This window comes from Cohnella cholangitidis (assembly GCF_014107495.1).
In the GTDB taxonomy this organism is placed as follows: domain Bacteria; phylum Bacillota; class Bacilli; order Paenibacillales; family Paenibacillaceae; genus Cohnella; species Cohnella cholangitidis.
Genome location: NZ_CP041969.1, coordinates 6,067,361 through 6,082,512, shown reverse-complemented (window position 1 = coordinate 6,082,512; position 15,152 = coordinate 6,067,361). Strand labels below are relative to the sequence as shown.

At 50.8% G+C, this 15,152-nt stretch carries 15 protein-coding genes; 1 reads left to right on the top strand and 14 read right to left on the bottom strand.

Annotation, left to right across the window (positions count from 1 at the left end; genetic code table 11):
* Window positions 1-5: 5 nt before the first annotated feature.
* From FPL14_RS27915 to FPL14_RS27890, 6 genes are all read right to left on the bottom strand, one after another.
* On the bottom strand, window positions 6-416 hold the full coding sequence (locus tag FPL14_RS27915; RefSeq protein WP_182300786.1) for a heavy metal-responsive transcriptional regulator: 411 nt from the start codon (window positions 414-416) through the stop codon (window positions 6-8).
* 154 nt (window positions 417-570) lie between these two features.
* Window positions 571-1,533, bottom strand: a complete 963-nt coding sequence (locus FPL14_RS27910; protein WP_182300785.1) for a GNAT family N-acetyltransferase — start codon at window positions 1,531-1,533, stop codon at window positions 571-573.
* Between the two features lie 167 nt (window positions 1,534-1,700).
* A complete protein-coding gene (locus FPL14_RS27905; RefSeq protein ID WP_182300784.1) occupies window positions 1,701-2,309 on the bottom strand; it encodes an acyl-CoA-like ligand-binding transcription factor in 609 nt (202 codons plus the stop codon).
* 69 nt (window positions 2,310-2,378) lie between these two features.
* Window positions 2,379-3,896 carry a DHA2 family efflux MFS transporter permease subunit gene (locus tag FPL14_RS27900; protein WP_182300783.1) on the bottom strand — a complete coding sequence of 506 codons (1,518 nt, stop codon included), beginning with the start codon at window positions 3,894-3,896 and terminating at the stop codon, window positions 2,379-2,381.
* 167 nt (window positions 3,897-4,063) lie between these two features.
* Window positions 4,064-5,488, bottom strand: coding sequence for a protoporphyrinogen oxidase (gene hemY / locus FPL14_RS27895; RefSeq protein WP_182300782.1), 1,425 nt, complete (start codon window positions 5,486-5,488; stop codon window positions 4,064-4,066).
* A 71-nt stretch (window positions 5,489-5,559) separates the two neighbouring features.
* Window positions 5,560-6,657, bottom strand: coding sequence for a TIGR04053 family radical SAM/SPASM domain-containing protein (locus tag FPL14_RS27890; RefSeq protein ID WP_182300781.1), 1,098 nt, complete (start codon window positions 6,655-6,657; stop codon window positions 5,560-5,562).
* 344 nt (window positions 6,658-7,001) lie between these two features.
* On the opposite strand from FPL14_RS27890, the gene FPL14_RS27885 reads away from it, so the two are divergent.
* Window positions 7,002-7,979 (top strand): multicopper oxidase domain-containing protein, encoded by a 978-nt coding sequence (locus FPL14_RS27885; RefSeq protein WP_182300780.1) that lies wholly within the window; start codon window positions 7,002-7,004, stop codon window positions 7,977-7,979.
* A 181-nt stretch (window positions 7,980-8,160) separates the two neighbouring features.
* Here the strand turns inward: FPL14_RS27885 and FPL14_RS27880 are convergent, their stop codons facing one another.
* From FPL14_RS27880 to FPL14_RS27845, 8 genes are read right to left on the bottom strand one after another with little or no spacing between them, the layout of a single operon-like run.
* Window positions 8,161-8,451, bottom strand: coding sequence for a hypothetical protein (locus FPL14_RS27880; protein WP_182300779.1), 291 nt, complete (start codon window positions 8,449-8,451; stop codon window positions 8,161-8,163).
* Window positions 8,452-8,453: 2 nt separating this feature from the next.
* Entirely contained in the window at window positions 8,454-8,786 is a 333-nt protein-coding gene (locus tag FPL14_RS27875) for a hypothetical protein (RefSeq protein ID WP_182300778.1), read from the bottom strand.
* Window positions 8,770-10,299: a nitrate/nitrite transporter gene (locus FPL14_RS27870; protein ID WP_182300777.1), complete on the bottom strand. Its 1,530-nt coding sequence runs from the start codon at window positions 10,297-10,299 to the stop codon at window positions 8,770-8,772. Before FPL14_RS27870 ends, FPL14_RS27875 begins: the two co-directional genes overlap by 17 nt.
* On the bottom strand, window positions 10,296-10,484 hold the full coding sequence (locus FPL14_RS27865; RefSeq protein WP_182300776.1) for a hypothetical protein: 189 nt from the start codon (window positions 10,482-10,484) through the stop codon (window positions 10,296-10,298). The genes FPL14_RS27870 and FPL14_RS27865 overlap by 4 nt, the downstream gene beginning before the upstream one ends.
* Window positions 10,474-11,013, bottom strand: a complete 540-nt coding sequence (locus FPL14_RS27860) for a Rieske 2Fe-2S domain-containing protein (protein ID WP_182300775.1) — start codon at window positions 11,011-11,013, stop codon at window positions 10,474-10,476. The genes FPL14_RS27865 and FPL14_RS27860 overlap by 11 nt, the downstream gene beginning before the upstream one ends.
* 31 nt (window positions 11,014-11,044) lie before the next feature.
* Window positions 11,045-11,608: a 4Fe-4S dicluster domain-containing protein gene (locus tag FPL14_RS27855; protein WP_182300774.1), complete on the bottom strand. Its 564-nt coding sequence runs from the start codon at window positions 11,606-11,608 to the stop codon at window positions 11,045-11,047.
* An 18-nt stretch (window positions 11,609-11,626) separates the two neighbouring features.
* Complete coding sequence (locus FPL14_RS27850) at window positions 11,627-13,810, bottom strand: molybdopterin oxidoreductase family protein (RefSeq protein WP_182300773.1); 2,184 nt, start codon at window positions 13,808-13,810, stop codon at window positions 11,627-11,629.
* The gene (locus tag FPL14_RS27845; RefSeq protein WP_182300772.1) at window positions 13,797-14,837 is read right to left on the bottom strand and encodes a hypothetical protein; all 1,041 of its coding nucleotides are present in this window, start codon (window positions 14,835-14,837) and stop codon (window positions 13,797-13,799) included. Before FPL14_RS27845 ends, FPL14_RS27850 begins: the two co-directional genes overlap by 14 nt.
* Between the last annotated feature and the right edge of the window lie 315 nt (window positions 14,838-15,152).

Sequence of the window (15,152 nt, the reverse complement as noted above, 5' to 3'; positions counted from 1 at the left end):
TGTCATTACTCCCCTTCCGTACATTTTTGAATGACCGGGCATTGGGACTTGGATAACGGCAACGAGGACGGCGGCCGATCGGTAACGGACTCCAACAGAGATTTGAAGTTTTGTAACTGACCGATTTTCTGATCGATTTGCTGGATCTTAGCTAAAGCGAACTGGTACATGTCCGACGCGTGCCGTTCGTTATCATGCTTATACAAGTACAAGACCTCTCTGATCTCTTCCAGGGTAAATCCGATTTCTTGCGCCCTCTTAATAAATTGAATGTCTTTGACGTCGTCTTGCGTATAGATGCGATATCCGGATTCGTTGCGCGCAACCTTCGAGATGAGCCCACGCTTTTCATAATATCTTACCGTTTCAATATTAACGTTGGATTCGCGGGCAATCTGACTAATCGTATAGGCCATCTCTTCGTTACCTCCTCGAAAATTATGATAATCCCCGTACCTAAGTACGGGGTCAAGAACAATATTACAGATATCCACTCCACATCTCTTATCGGTTACGAACAACAATAAAAAACCCTTGCTTCGCAAGGGTTGAATTCCGCCGTTTATGCGATCATCGTAACAATTTCAAGCCTTCCTTTATCCAAAACGAACTTTTGATCAACTTCCCGTTCGTCTTAGAGATTTGCAAATACGGCTTCTGAACGGCGCCGAACCCCCTAAAGAACCGGTCTATCGGCTCGAACATGCTGCCTACGAAATCGAATTGCTTTCCTTGCCGGGAAGCTTCCTTGATCGCCGTCCATAACAGCAACGACGTCGCGCCGCTTGTTCTGAGCAGCGGGTCGGCACCTCCCATTATGTAATAAGCGGATTGTTCATCCCACACGACGTAAATCGCGCTATGCACCTGTCCGATATCATCGATGGCGAACCACATTTTGCGGCAGTTTCGAGCGCGGCAAGCTTCATCGATTTGCTTGATTAACTCGAATTTATAAGGATTGCTCATCTGTTGCCTGTCGAACGTCTTTTTATGGATCTGATAAAACCTTTCGACATCCTCTTCTTCTACAACCTTCAACAACTTCTCCGCTTTGCGGATCTCTCGGCGGATATTTTCCCGGAAGTCGGAAAATAGCAACTCCAAATTTTGAGTGTTCTCGAGCACGTAAGTGTAGTCGGTGCTTTGCTTGAAGCCTTGCCAATGAAATGGCATCCAATTCGTAATCGACCAATGGAAGTGCTGATAGAAAAAATCGAACTGCGGAAGGTTCTCGATTAAAGCTTGAAAAATCTCCTTTTCGTAAGAGAGCTTCGTCGTATACTTTTGTTGGCTCGGATATTTAATCCAAACGCCCATCGACGGGGTCAGCTTGGGCATGTTGATCATGTTAAAAAAGTACTTTTTCGTAATGTAATAGGGCAGGCTGGCGATGATTTCGTCATTTCTCTCTACGATGCTTACATCCCAATTTCTCTCGCCTGCCGTGATGTCCAACCACCAATCCATGGAGAAAATAGGGATGTCAAAGTTCGTTTTGCATAACTCTCTGTATTTGCTTTTGTTATCCATTAAAGAGCTTCTCCTTTCCCGATTTCACTCTCTAATATTATGATACAAATTGTATCTATGTCAATAGTCTGGAATTACATGTCAATTTTTTGCTATAAATATTAGCGTCGGGAAACAACTATGAAAAACGACCCAAAAAAAGACGCCCCTCTGTCGGAGCGTCATCTTCATTCATTCTGAAATTGGAATCCTTCTTCAAACTGCTCGATCGTACGTTCAATCGTCTCGACATAATCCGCTTCGGCATTCATGCTGCAGTAAATATGTGCGCCGAGAATCGCTCCTACGATCGAGCCCGCTAAACCAAGAACAACTAAATCTTCGCTCTCTCGCCCTACTCTCTCGGCAATCAATCCGGCAATCATGAGCAGCGTATCCGAGTACTGGCTCATATTGGCTGCCCTCAGCTCGGGTACCGACATGATCAGTTCGGTCCGTTCTCGAATCGCCCTACGCTCTTCCGCGGTAATAATCTCAGAGGCTTCCTTAACCGTCCGCCTGAATGCTTGTATCGGACTTAACTCCGGGGGCTGCTTACGATAATAGGCCATCAGAAGCGGATCGAATTCGTCTTGCAGGACGATCGCTTCCTTAGTCGGAAAATAACGAAAAACGGTACTCGGTGATACGTCGGATTGATCGGCGATCTGCTCGATCGTCGTCTCTTGGTACCCTTGATCTCGGAACAATCGGACCGCGTTCTGCTGGATCGTTTCCCGGGTTTTTAACTTCTTCCGTTCGCGAAGCCCTAGCTTGGGCTGATCGTCTAAAAACACGCGTTTGCCTCCCGGTAACTCTTTTGCTTTCTTCTATAAGTTTACCGTTTTTGCGGGTGGCGGGCAATGTTATAGGCTCATTTGTTGCGCCTTCTCGGTTTGCGGCGTACCGGAAGACCGCGGCAAGAATCGTAGCGTTAAAGCCAAACCAACGATAGCAAACCCGCAGCATACGAATAAAAGATTATTCATTCCATGTATAAACGAGAGATGCACGGAATGCAGAAGCGATTCGGAAGACAATTGCCGAGCGACCATAGACCCTCCTACAACGCTTTGGCGGACAAGCCCCGCTGCCGACTCCGGTACGTCGGTCAAATCCAGCTGCGAACGATAAGTCGCGTTAAGCGCGCTGCCGAGCAAGGCGACGCCGAATGCGCCTCCGACTTGGCGCATGACCATTATAAGCGCCGAACCGACCCCGCTTCGTTCGGCGGACAGCTCGCCCGTAGCGGCATCCATCGAGGCCGGCAACACCATGCCAAGTCCAAACCCCGATACCGTAATCCATACGGCCGCATAGCCGTACCCGCTGTCCATTCCAGTCATCGCACCGGCTACCAAGCCTACGGCAATGATTGCGAACCCCGCTCCGACAACGACTTTAGTACCGGATCTCATGAGCAAGCTTTGCGCGATTTTAGCCCCCAAGATCAATCCGCCGATCATCGGAAGCAGACGTAATCCCGTACTCAACGAATCTGCTCCTTGGATGATTTGGAAGTAGAGCGGTGTCGCAAACATTAGCCCGAAAATAGCAAAAGTAGCAATGGTAGCGAGAATGGCTCCCCATGTGAAGCGCGCCGACTTAAATAAGGTCAGATCGATCAGCGGATGAGCGGCTCTGCGTTGCCATAGGATAAAGACGGCTATCATTAACGATCCAATCGCAATCGTAGCGAGCGCAAACGGATCCGTCCAGCTATGCTCGCCCGCGCGGATTACGCCGTAGGTGATGCTAATGAGTCCGAGGCTTGAGGTCACGATCCCGAAACCATCCAATCCGGAACGCGCCGCGCTGCGGGACTCGGGAAGCAGCCACCCGACGGCGACAACGGCAATGGCGGCTAACGGAATATTAATGACGAAGACGGAACTCCATTCGTAATGCTTCAGCAGCCAGCCCCCGACAATCGGTCCGAGCGGAATGCCGAACATGTTCGCCATCGCCCACACCATCATCGCTTTCGTGCGTTCCGCCCCCTCGAACAAAACGGGAAGAATCGACATGGATAGTGGCATGATGAAAGCGGCTCCCAACCCAAGAAAACAACGCATCACGATCAACATCTCCGACGAATCCGCTAGCGCGCAACCCGCCGACGCCAAGCCGAACAGGACCAGCGCTGCCAGTAGAAATTTCTTGCGTCCGTAGCGGTCTCCCAACATGCCGGCGGGAAGCAAAATAGCGGCCAGCACCAAATTATAGGAATCGACAATCCATTGAAGCGAGCTTGTCGACGCATCCAAATCGGATGCGAGCGTAGGCAACGCGACATTAAGAATCGTCAAGTCCAAAGAAATCGCCAACAATCCGAACGTAAGCGCACCAAGCACCCACCATTTGCGCGCATTTTCTTTGCGCATTCGAAACCTCCACCTTTCGCGGTCTTGATCGACCGATATAATGGAAGTATATTTATTTTGATAGTGACTGTCAATTTTTATTTAGTGTCAAAATTTAAATAAATAAACCAACGCAGAATCTTCTCTGCATTGGCATTTGGTAAAGCAATCGCTGTCGGCCTAAATTCTCACTTCAAGAGATAACCTAACATTTGTTCGGCGGCTTTTTTCCCTTGATCCACGCAATCCGGAATGCCTACTCCCCCGTATCCCGCTCCGCATAAAATTAATCCCGGCTTATTCTCCGCCAGATACGTTCTCCACTTCTTCAATTGATCGGGATGACCGACCGGATATTGCGGCATGGAACGATGGCAGCGGGTAATTTCCGAGAATAGCGGTTCACCCGATATCCCCATCGTTAGGCGCAAGTCTTCGCGCACCCCGTCTATCAGTTCCTCGTCCGTTAAGCCAACCCATTCTTGCGCTCCCGAGCGTCCTACGTATGTTCGCAGCAGCACGGCACCTGGAGGCGCGGCATGAAGCCATTTAGACGATGACCAGGTACAGGCCGTTATCATCCTGCCTTCTTTGCGGGGGACGACAAACCCCGAACCGTTAAGAGGATACCGAATATGTTCCTTCTTATACGCCAAAGCGATATTCGCCACCGATACGTATTGGATTCGTCCCAATCCATACATGACGGGCGATTCCATCAATAGTTTCGCTGCTTCGAACGCGGGAATGGCCATGATCAATCCGTCCGCATGAATGTCTGTGCCGTTATCGAGCGTTAGTCGGTATTGACGATCTTCCCGCTTGAGCTGCATGACGCCGTGGCCGGTAAAGATCCGAACAGGATGCAATCGATCCGTCAGCCGATCCACTAGCGTGACGAGCCCCCCCTTATAAGTAAGGAACATGCTTCTCTTGGCGATGTCCGGCAATTCGCTAGTCTGCGGCGGATTTTTCTTGCCGGCCAGCATCCCCAAGATTAGACTCCTGTGCTTCTTTTCGAGCTGTTTAAATTGCGGAAAAGTAGCATACATGCTCAGTTGTTGAGTATCCCCCGCATAGATTCCCGCGAGTAGAGGCTCCGTTATGTTGTCTAGCACTTCTTTACCCAAGCGCCGTTCGATAAAACCGCCCAACGATTCATCGCCTTCGTCTTTTCTTCTTGGCAGCACAAAATCGAGTGCCGCCCGTAGTTTACCCGCCGGCGAGATAAGCCGCGTCTTCATAAAAGGCGTTACCGCTGTCGGAATGCCGAGCACGAGCCCTAACGGCATGGGATGCAGCATTCCCTTGCGCAAAATATAGTTGGTTTTTGCATTCGGATTAGTGGCCACGAGCTCGTCTTCAAGCCCTAGCTCTCTAGTCAAATCTATAATGGGCAGCTTGCGCGCCAGGAAAGAATCCGGCCCCTTCTCGATCGTAAAACCGTCGCGATGCAGAGTCCTTATTTTCCCGCCCAGCCGATCGCTCTTCTCCAAGATCGTGATTTCTACCGGAATCCGCTCTTCCTCGAACTTTTTTTTCGCGTAGTACGCTGCGCTTAGGCCGGTGATTCCCCCGCCTAAGACGACGATTTTCCTGACCGAACTTTCCATGCCGCACTATCTCCCTTCCTCGCGAACATAAGGATCACCCGTATATCTGCAGCACCGCTATCACAGTCTTTTTAGACGTGATCTGTCCAACCTTTCGGGATATAAGCGCAATAAGGATCGCTTTCCAAATAGTCGCCCGTGACCGCATACGCGCGCGCCCTGGATCCTCCGCACAAATCCTTGAATTCGCATGCTCCGCACTTCCCCTTCAGCAACGATTTGTCGCGAAGCTGTTTCATGACCGGGGAATGGCGATATATTTCCTTTAACGACCGTTCTCTCACATTACCGCAAGCGACGGGAAGGAAACCGCTCGGGTATACGTCGCCAATGTGGCTGATGAACGCGAATCCGTCTCCGTCATTGACTCCCTTATGAGCGCGTCCAAGAAGATCCGCTCTTTTCATGCCGGAATCCGCTTGTTGCTCTCCCAATCGTTTCCTTTCTTGCAAGAACACTCGTCGATAGTGGGGAGCTTCCGTCGCTTTCACTCCGTAAGGCATTCTCTGTTGAACTTGGCACAACCATTTCATGACTTCTTCGTGCTGATTCGGGGTAATCATATCCTTTTCCATTCCTCTGCCGGTTGGCACCAAGAAAAAAACGCTCCACAAAACCGCCCCCATCTCCTTGACCTTCACCGCGATCGCTTCCAGATCATGAAGATTGTAATTCGACACGGTCGTGTTCACTTGGATCGGAATTTGCAATTGCTGCAAATACTCGATTCCTCTCATCGTTAACCGGTAAGAGCCCTTCGTTCCCCTGAAGTGGTCGTGAATTTCTTCACTTGAACCGTCAAGGCTGAAAGCCCAACGGGACAATCCGAACTCCTTCGCTTTCTCAATAGCGGCTTGCGTAACCTTCGGCGTCGCGCTCGGCGTCATCGAAACGGGCAGCTTCTTCTGCTCGATCGCATACCGAGCGAGATCGAACAGATCCGGCCGCATTAAGGGATCGCCACCCGTAAACACGAACAACGGATGATTCATCTCCGCTATGTCGTCGATGAGTCTCTTCCCCTCCTCGAACGTAAGTTGCCGAGGATCCGCTTTATACTGGGCTTCCGCCCGGCAATGAAGACACTTTAGCGCGCAGGCGCGCGTTACTTCCCAGATGACGATAAACGGATTCTCGTTATAATCTCTATCTTGAGTAAAGGGCAACATCGTTTTCCTCCCTCCCGCATTCTGTCCGCAGAGTTTATCCTAATGAAAGGAGGGCGATAACACTGTGAGGGCAATCACACTTGGGTAGGAAACAAGGCTTTGTTCATGGAATGATCGAAATTTACTGGTAAATGTTACAAATTCCCGACATCCCACGAAATGTGTTCCGTATCGCATTTGTCCCCCTGTCGCCATCATAAGATCAAGGTGAATTTAGAGAGAAGAACGTTCCCCTACTAGCAGGGAATTACACCCCGTCTGCAACAAGACCTTCGAATGAGTTGCGGATTTTCTATTCTCCGGATATGTGAAAAAATCACCAACTTAAAGAGAGGGTGTTTTACATGTTCAGATTGTCCAAGATCGCCATCGCTATCGTAGTACTAGCGTTACCGCTTGAAGCCTGCACGGCCAAAACCGTCAAAGAAGCTTCCACCGAGATCGTCCAAGCCGAACCTAGCCAGGTTCGGGAGAAAATCAATCAGCCTCCCGTCGAGCCTGTCGTTTCTAGGGAAGGTAACGTAGTGAATATCGAAATGACCGCGCAGGTGACCGATGTCGAAATATCCGACGACGTATTCTATAACACATGGACATTTAATGGTACCGCACCCGGTCCGGTACTGAGGTTCAAGGAAGGCGATACGATCCACTTCACGCTTCGCAATCTAGATCCGGCGATCCCCCACTCGATGGATTTCCATGCCGTACATGCCGCTCCGAGCAAAAAATTCATCGATGTCATGCCGAATGAGCAAGGCACCTTCACGTACCCTGCCAATTCTCCAGGGGTGTTCATGTATCATTGCGGAACGAAGCCGGTACTCGCGCATATCGCCAACGGCATGTACGGCATCATCATCGTAGAACCCAAAGACGGTTATCCGACGGATAAGGAAATCGACCGCGAATACACGATCGTGCAGAGCGAATGGTATAAAGAAAATGATTTCGAAGCTTTCCTTAACGAAGAACCGGAGTACGTCGTGTTTAACGGCAGCGACTTCGCGCTTACCAAACAACCGCTGTTGGCCAAAGTCGGCGATAAAGTGCGGTTGTACGTCAACAATGTAGGACCGAACGAAGTGTCTTCGTTCCATGTGGTTGGGACGATCATGGACCGGGTATACGTCGACGGAAACCCGAACAATATTTTGTACGGGCTTCAGACGATGATGCTTCCGGCAAGCGGCGGAGCGGTCATAGAACTAACGGTTACGGAAGAAGGCGACTATCCGATCGTCACCCACCAGTTCAACCACGCTTCCAAGGGAGCCGTCGGGATTCTTCGGGTAACCAAGGATGGCCTCGATCGCAAGTAAGCGATCGCAGCGCATTAACGATAAAAATAACGGTGCCCAGCACCGTTATTCGCGCTCTCCGCCTCATTTACCACGAAATAACGGTGTCCAGCACCGTTATTCGCGTTCTCCACCTCATTTGCCACGAAATAACGGTGCCCAGCACCGTTATTTCGGCGCTGGGCAGTGGGTATAGCATGAATCAATCTATAAATCGCAGCTTATAGATTAGCTTAGCGGAGTCGTCATGCGAGCAAAATATCGTCTCCGCTCCTGTTTGTTCTACCCGGGTCCTATCATCGTCATAGACGGGAATCGCCAGAAACTGGGTCTCGTTGAAGTAAAATTGAAGATGCGTTTGCTCCTCCGCTAAGCGAACATGATGAAGCGTGCGAGCTGTCGGCGGCGCCAACGGATCGGTGCCTGCCACGTCTTCGATGATGACCTCCATCTTATACCCTTGATAAGCATTCAACCGTGTCTCCCAGTCCATGTTCAACCTCTTTTCCGCAGCGCGCATGTTCCGTGATGTTCCTTAGGGATAACCTGAACCCGGTAGCCGCTCAGACATTCCAAATGTTCTATCGGCATCCGCTCTTCCATATGCGCAATGACTTCCCGCTCCTCGGCCCATGCGGCCGACAATCCATTGATCTGAACGGTAGCGATTTCTAGCCGATCTTCTCTTCTGCGCTCCACGAAACACGAATGAGGGCGCTTGAACAAAGCTTTCATATGATCTTCCAAGTCGGGGTAAGGAATCGGCATTTCCGACTCCGGCCGAATGAATACAAGATCAACCGAATATTCGCTAGGAATGGGCTCCACCCGCTTCCTTCAAGTTCATCTGCTGCCGCGTAATGTCGCTGAACATGCCGGAGTAATAAACGATCTCTCCCGCATCGTTCTTAACCGCGCTGATCGTAAGCCATTCCAAGTAGATCTCCCCGCTTTTCTTGCGGTTCCAGATCGTTCCTTGCCAGAAGCCTTGATTGCGCAGATCGTCCCACATTTGCTCGTAAAACTTTTTATCTTGCCTTCCCGATTTCAATAGATTCGAAGTTTTACCGATCGCTTCTTCCGATGTGTAGCCGGTCAATCGGGTAAAAGAGGCGTTCACGGAACGAATGATTCCTTTGACGTCCGTGATCATGATTCCCTCGATCGTATTCTCGACGATATTGGCGGACAGCGACAATCTTTCCTGATAGAACATTTCGATGACAAGAATCAAGCTTGCTAGCGCGACTTGGGACAACGCCATGAAGCCGATCGCATAGTGCCCGGTAGCGTTGAAAATGATCGTAAGGATCAACGGCGGGAAAAACCCTCCCAGACCGCCCATAGCCGAGATCATGCCGTTCGCGATACCTGCTTGCTTGGTGAAATATAGAGGCACAAGCTTAAAGATCGTTCCGTTGCCCGTACCCGCGCACAAGGCGACGGTTAAGCACCCGACCGTGTACAGATGCATGGATGGAGCAAAAGAAAGCAGAGTTGCGGCAATCGTTAATCCCGCGAACACGAACATTAGAATTTTGAACGGATTAAAGCGATCTCCGAGCCAACCGCCTATCGGCCGCATAGCCGTAGCGAGCACGATGAATCCGGCCGTTCTCATCCCGGCATCCACCTTCGCCAGATCGAAATGGCTGACTAGGAAGTTCGGCAAGTACACCGTGAACGCGACGAAAGAACCGAAGGTCAGGAAGTAAAACATACATAGCAGCCAAAGCTTCCCGTTGCTTGAGACGGATTTAATTTGTTCCATGATCGGCGTATTGACTTTCGTTTCTTCGCGATCGCCGTACATGAAGTTCAATCCGGCAAGAGCGATCAAGATAATGCTATAGACCATAACCGTTTGAGACCATCCCAGCGCGCTAGCAACGACTGGCGCTCCGAATGCGGATATCGCCGTTCCGAGATTCCCGATTCCGTAGATCCCGTTCACGAATCCGTGACGCTCTTTCGGGTAATATTTCGGCAACGAGGTTACGCCGACGGAAAATACCGCACCGCCGATGCCTAGAAACACACCGCCGATGATCAAGTCTGCGAACGAGTCCGCTCGGCTAACCCAGAAGATCGGAGCTAGCAGCAGAATAAAACTAATCATGAACAGCTTGCGGGCGCCATAGCGGTTCGTCCAATAGCCGACCGGAATCCGCATGACCGAACCGAATAGAATCGGAATCGCGGTAACCCAAGCCAATTGGGACGAGGATAATACGATATCTTCTTTAATAAACGGCATTAACGACGACAGAATGACCCAAACCATGAACCCCAATACCAAGCTAACCGTCTGTAACGGCAGTTGCAGCTTCTTTACCTTCATCTCACGTCACGCTCCCGGCGATAGATCCATAGGGCAATCGGAAATAATACGATATTCAACGTCGCGAACAGAACAACCCGTTCATATTTCTCGTAGAAGAAGGCGTTCACGGTTTGTTGAGTGCAAGCAATGTTCAGCAGCAGAACTAGACTTAACCAAATAACCCCGCGGTAGCTACGCTTCATATCGTTTCACTCCCGTCGCGAAGATCGCACCCTGCTCCCGCTTCAGTTCAACCTCGGGCAAAGGCCTTCTGGGAGGACCCGCTGCCGTCGGAACGCCCGATTTCGGATCGAACACGCCATGATGGCAAGGACAGATCATCTCTCCGTCTTCCTTGCTCCAGAAAACCGGACATTTCAAATGGGTGCATGCATTTTGATACGCCTTGAACTCGTTGTCGCCGAGCCTGATCAGCAACGCGGAATCGTGTTCGCCGGGATACGCAAACTCTACTGCTTCTCCCACGGGCAACGAGTTAACGTCCACGATTTTCTTGTCCGCGTATTTCTTGTTCTGAAGTCCGGTCAACTCCTTGACCGCGATCGTCCCCCAAGGCAATGTCGATACGGCGAATACTCCGGCTGCTCCCACCATCATTTTCAAAAAGCCGCGGCGGTCCAGACTGCGTTCGTTGGCCTTGTGAATGTTATGCGTGTAGTTATCTTCATCGAAAGGAACGTGATTATTGTCCTTTTTCCGATCTTGTTCCATTGGGATTCACCCCCATCATCTTAATGGTTGCTTAGAATAGCTTTTGCTTTCCTTGGAGAATGCCCGGCAAGCTGATTTTCACGTTCGTATCGCCCTCAAGAGGGTCATACGGATCGTGGCTGGACATCCATTTTCCCAGACGATGCTGCTCTTTCTTCTCTTTCAATTCATCTTCCGTAACCCATTGCAGCGTGTTCGTCGGACATACCGATGCGCACATCGGCGGAATGCCTTCTTTCGTTCGATCGTAGCACAAGTCGCATTTGTACATGAGATTCTGCTCCGTATCGAACTTCGGAATCCCGTAAGGACATGCTATCGTGCAATTCTGGCATCCGATGCATTTCTCCACCAGTGCCGATAACACCGCGCCTTCCGGGGTAATCTGTATCGCTTGCGCCGGGCAACTTCTCGCGCAAGCCGGGTTCACGCAATGCAAGCACATGAGCGGGATCGTTTGGCGATTGACTAATGGATTCACGTCGTATACGTAGTTCCGGTTGCGTTGATCGTGGCCGCCGCATTGCGTGCATGCGGCCAGACAGCTTCGGCAACCGATACAGTTGTCCATCTCGATATATAAGTATTGTTTCATCGGTCCCTCCTGCTTTCGTTAGGATCGTCCAGCTTCGACGGGAGATCGGACTGGGATTTTCTCGATCTGCGCCGCGCACGCTTTGAATTCCGGCATGCGGGACATCGGATCGAGCGCGGGAATCGTCAGCAAATTAATCGATTGATCATGGCCGAAATGATAAGGCACGAACACGGTATCCTCGCGAATCGCTTCGGTAATTTTAACTTTGTAGAAGGCTTCCCCGCGACGCGAGTAGAGTCTGACGACTTCTTCGTGAACGATCCCGTACCGTGCCGCTTGTATCGGATGAACCTCGACGTAAGGCTCCGGGCACATGTCTTTGAGGAATTTGATTCTGCGAGTCTGGTTACCGGACAAATAATGATAGACGACCCGGCCCGTCGTTAAACGCAGAGGATACTCCTCGCACGGCTCTTCCGCGGGCGGCCGATAAGGAAGCGCGCATAATTTCGCCTTTCCGTCCGGATAGTAGAACTTCTTGTCCAAGAACATATGCGGAGTGCCGGGATCCTCTTCGTTCTTGCACGGCCAGAAGACGCCGTTCTGCTTTTCGATCTTATCCCACGTGGCACCGTAATAATCGGCGTACCCTCCCTTGGAGGCGAGACGGAATTCGTCCGCGACGTCTCTCGCGGTCTTAAGATGGCGGAAGTATTGCCCCCGTCCGAGTCTCTCCGCGAGCTCAACCTGGATCAGCCAGTCGGGCTTCGACTGTCCGATCGGTTCCTGGGCTTTGTTGATCTTGATGATCCGCCCCTCCAAATTCGTAACGGTCCCTTCATCCTCGGACCAAGTCACGGCAGGCAGGACTACATCGGCGAATTCGGCGGATTCCGATAAATAGAAATCGGCGCAAACCATGAAATCCAAGCCTTTGAAAGCTTCGCGAACGTAATTTTGATTCGGCGCGGATACTGCCGGGTTAGAACAAAGCAAGTACAAGGCGCGAATCGTTTTATCCGTCATCAACTCGAACATCTCGTAAGCCGATACCCCTGGTTGCGGCATTTCCTCCGGTTGAATGCCCCACACCTTGCATACCTCTTCGACATGCTTCGGATTCGTTATTTTGCGATAACCCGGAAGCGCGTCCGCCTTCTGTCCGTGTTCGCGTCCGCCCTGTCCGTTCCCTTGACCGGTAAAGGTCGCGACTCCCGACTTGGGACGTCCGATCTTACCGGTGACGAGACACATATTCGTATAGGCGGACACGTTATCGGAACCTTTGTGCTGTTGTTCGATTCCGCGAGCGAACATGACGACCGCATTGGGCGCCTTCCCGTAAATCTCGGCCGCTCGAATTAACTTCTCGGGAGCAATCCCGGTGATCTCGCTCGTATATTCCGGAGTGAACTCTTTTACCACTTCGAGCATTTCATCGTATCCGTTCGTATGCAGCCTCACGAACTCCTCATCCGCATATCCGTTCTGCGCGAGTAGGTTCACCATGCAGTTCGCTAACGCAAGATCGGTTCCCGGTCGCAAATCCAGATGAATATCGGCTCTTCTGGCGATCGGCGTCTCCCTCGGATCGGCGACGATCAAGTAGCCTCCGCGATTCTGTACTTCCCAGACGCGGAACATCGACGTTGGGTGACATTCGGCCGTATTGCTCCCCGCGATGAACAAGCAATCCGTTTCATGCAAGTCCGTCCACGGCAATGTCGATCCCCGATCGACGCCGAACGAACGCATGAAGCCCGCAGCCGCGCTTGACATGCAGAACCGGCCGTTGTAATCGATGTATCTTGTCTGTAAAGCAACGCGAGCGAATTTTCCCGTCAAATAACATTTTTCGTTCGTCATGGACACGCCGCTGAATACGGACAACGAATCTTTGCCGTGCAAAGCTTGCAGGTTATGGAATTTCCTGACGATCAGATCGTAAGCTTCTTCCCAGCTAGCCTCGCGGAACCCTTCCTTTGTACCTTTTAATGCCGGGTTATCGCGAATCAAAGGACGAAGCAATCGATCGTCATGGTTCGTTTGTTGGTAGGCGGTCACGCCTTTAGGACACATCTTCCCTAGCGTCACGGGCCAATCATATCGAGGCTCCACGCCTATGATTTTGTTGGTAGACTTGTCTACGCGAAGGTTCATTCCGCATTGCATCCCGCAATAAGCGCAATGGGTGGGAACGAGCGATTCGCTAGGATGATGTTTGTTCGCGACGACTTTGAAGAATTTATCCTCTGGCATTCTGGTTAGCCTCCTTAATCTTGATCTCATGAGTGGGAATTCCGGCGAAGCGAGACATGCGATATTTGCGCCTGCAAGGCAAGCACAACTCCGCCAGATGGAAGCCTTCCTTCATGCTGAATTCGATCTCGTTCTGTTTCAATACCGCAATGACGTCATTGGATTGCTCCGCCGATACGAATTCGGTTCCGCACACTTTGCACGCCTTCATCTGCTGCTCCCCGTAATGCTCGCGATAATTGCGCGCCAGCACGCTCATCGGACGGAACGGAATATGGGCCAGCTTGCCGAAAGGCAAATAAATCAAAGTGAGGATGACCGACCATTGGTGAATGACGCTCATGAGCGGATGAGCGAACCCGTGAAGGAACACGTTGCTGAACGTAAGCCATAAACCGGTAACGCTGATGAACAGCAAAAGATACAATGGAAGAAAATCATAGGCGAACGTCTGCTCCGCGCGGGCTTGCATATCCTTAAGCCTGCGATAAAGCGCCATGCTGACGCCTCCGATCACCATAAACGCCGTAATGTTAAGCGCGTTATAGAACAGAAACGCCAAAATTCCGTCAGCCTGCACTTTCATAATGTCGATTCCGAATCCTACGACCGTGTAGTAGCCGTTGTCATCCATCGTGAAGTACATCCACCCGAACACGAGCGGGAAAGTCACGAAGCACGACAGGATGCACCCCCAACCGAGCAAGACGTGCTGCGTCCAACGGTACCAGCCGCGATTCCAAATAAACCGATATGTAACCAAATGCTCCGCCGTCGTTTGCGGGGTCGACTTACGGAACAGCAGCTTGATCCCTTTTTTCAAGATCAGTTTAGTCGGCGGCCGTTCGGCCCATGCGAGGAACCGATAATAGAACCCGGCTATAAACACGAACGTGCCGACCATATAGCCGTATAAAGCCAAATCGATGTGCGTAAACCAACGTGATCCGATGTACATCAGAATAATGACACCGATGACGGTCAAGAAAACCATTTTGGCGAATTTTGACGCAAAAGCTCGATCCATGTCCATTCTCCTTTTCCGTATCGTCTGCATGTATTACAACACGCTTGTTAGGGTGGTCTCTGTGATTAGGCTCACAAAACGAACTATTCTCTAAGCAGGTTCACAGAACTGTAACCGATACCTCTTGCGTATGTTTATACCCCAATTCTAACTCCTTCACCCGCGTTTGGTTATCGGGAGAAGCTCTGATTTTCACCGGGGAAAACCCTGAACATCGAATGAAATTTATATCGTAATACGATAGAAATCCCTCGGAAAAGATAGGGAATTCCCTGATTGACATTTTCCGATTCGCAGATGTGAGTCGTGTCACAG

What these genes read in the sequence shown, in the direction of transcription:
- FPL14_RS27915 (WP_182300786.1), bottom strand. Translation starts at nt 416, where the DNA reads ATGGCCTATACGATTAGTCAGATTGCCCGCGAATCCAACGTTAATATT.
- FPL14_RS27910 (WP_182300785.1), bottom strand. Translation starts at nt 1,533, where the DNA reads ATGGATAACAAAAGCAAATACAGAGAGTTATGCAAAACGAACTTTGAC.
- FPL14_RS27900 (WP_182300783.1), bottom strand. Translation starts at nt 3,896, where the DNA reads ATGCGCAAAGAAAATGCGCGCAAATGGTGGGTGCTTGGTGCGCTTACG.
- hemY (WP_182300782.1), bottom strand. Translation starts at nt 5,488, where the DNA reads ATGGAAAGTTCGGTCAGGAAAATCGTCGTCTTAGGCGGGGGAATCACC.
- FPL14_RS27890 (WP_182300781.1), bottom strand. Translation starts at nt 6,657, where the DNA reads ATGTTGCCCTTTACTCAAGATAGAGATTATAACGAGAATCCGTTTATC.
- FPL14_RS27885 (WP_182300780.1), top strand. Translation starts at nt 7,002, where the DNA reads ATGTTCAGATTGTCCAAGATCGCCATCGCTATCGTAGTACTAGCGTTA.
- FPL14_RS27880 (WP_182300779.1), bottom strand. Translation starts at nt 8,451, where the DNA reads ATGGACTGGGAGACACGGTTGAATGCTTATCAAGGGTATAAGATGGAG.
- FPL14_RS27870 (WP_182300777.1), bottom strand. Translation starts at nt 10,299, where the DNA reads ATGAAGGTAAAGAAGCTGCAACTGCCGTTACAGACGGTTAGCTTGGTA.
- FPL14_RS27865 (WP_182300776.1), bottom strand. Translation starts at nt 10,484, where the DNA reads ATGAAGCGTAGCTACCGCGGGGTTATTTGGTTAAGTCTAGTTCTGCTG.
- FPL14_RS27860 (WP_182300775.1), bottom strand. Translation starts at nt 11,013, where the DNA reads ATGGAACAAGATCGGAAAAAGGACAATAATCACGTTCCTTTCGATGAA.
- FPL14_RS27855 (WP_182300774.1), bottom strand. Translation starts at nt 11,608, where the DNA reads ATGAAACAATACTTATATATCGAGATGGACAACTGTATCGGTTGCCGA.
- FPL14_RS27850 (WP_182300773.1), bottom strand. Translation starts at nt 13,810, where the DNA reads ATGCCAGAGGATAAATTCTTCAAAGTCGTCGCGAACAAACATCATCCT.
- FPL14_RS27845 (WP_182300772.1), bottom strand. Translation starts at nt 14,837, where the DNA reads ATGGATCGAGCTTTTGCGTCAAAATTCGCCAAAATGGTTTTCTTGACC.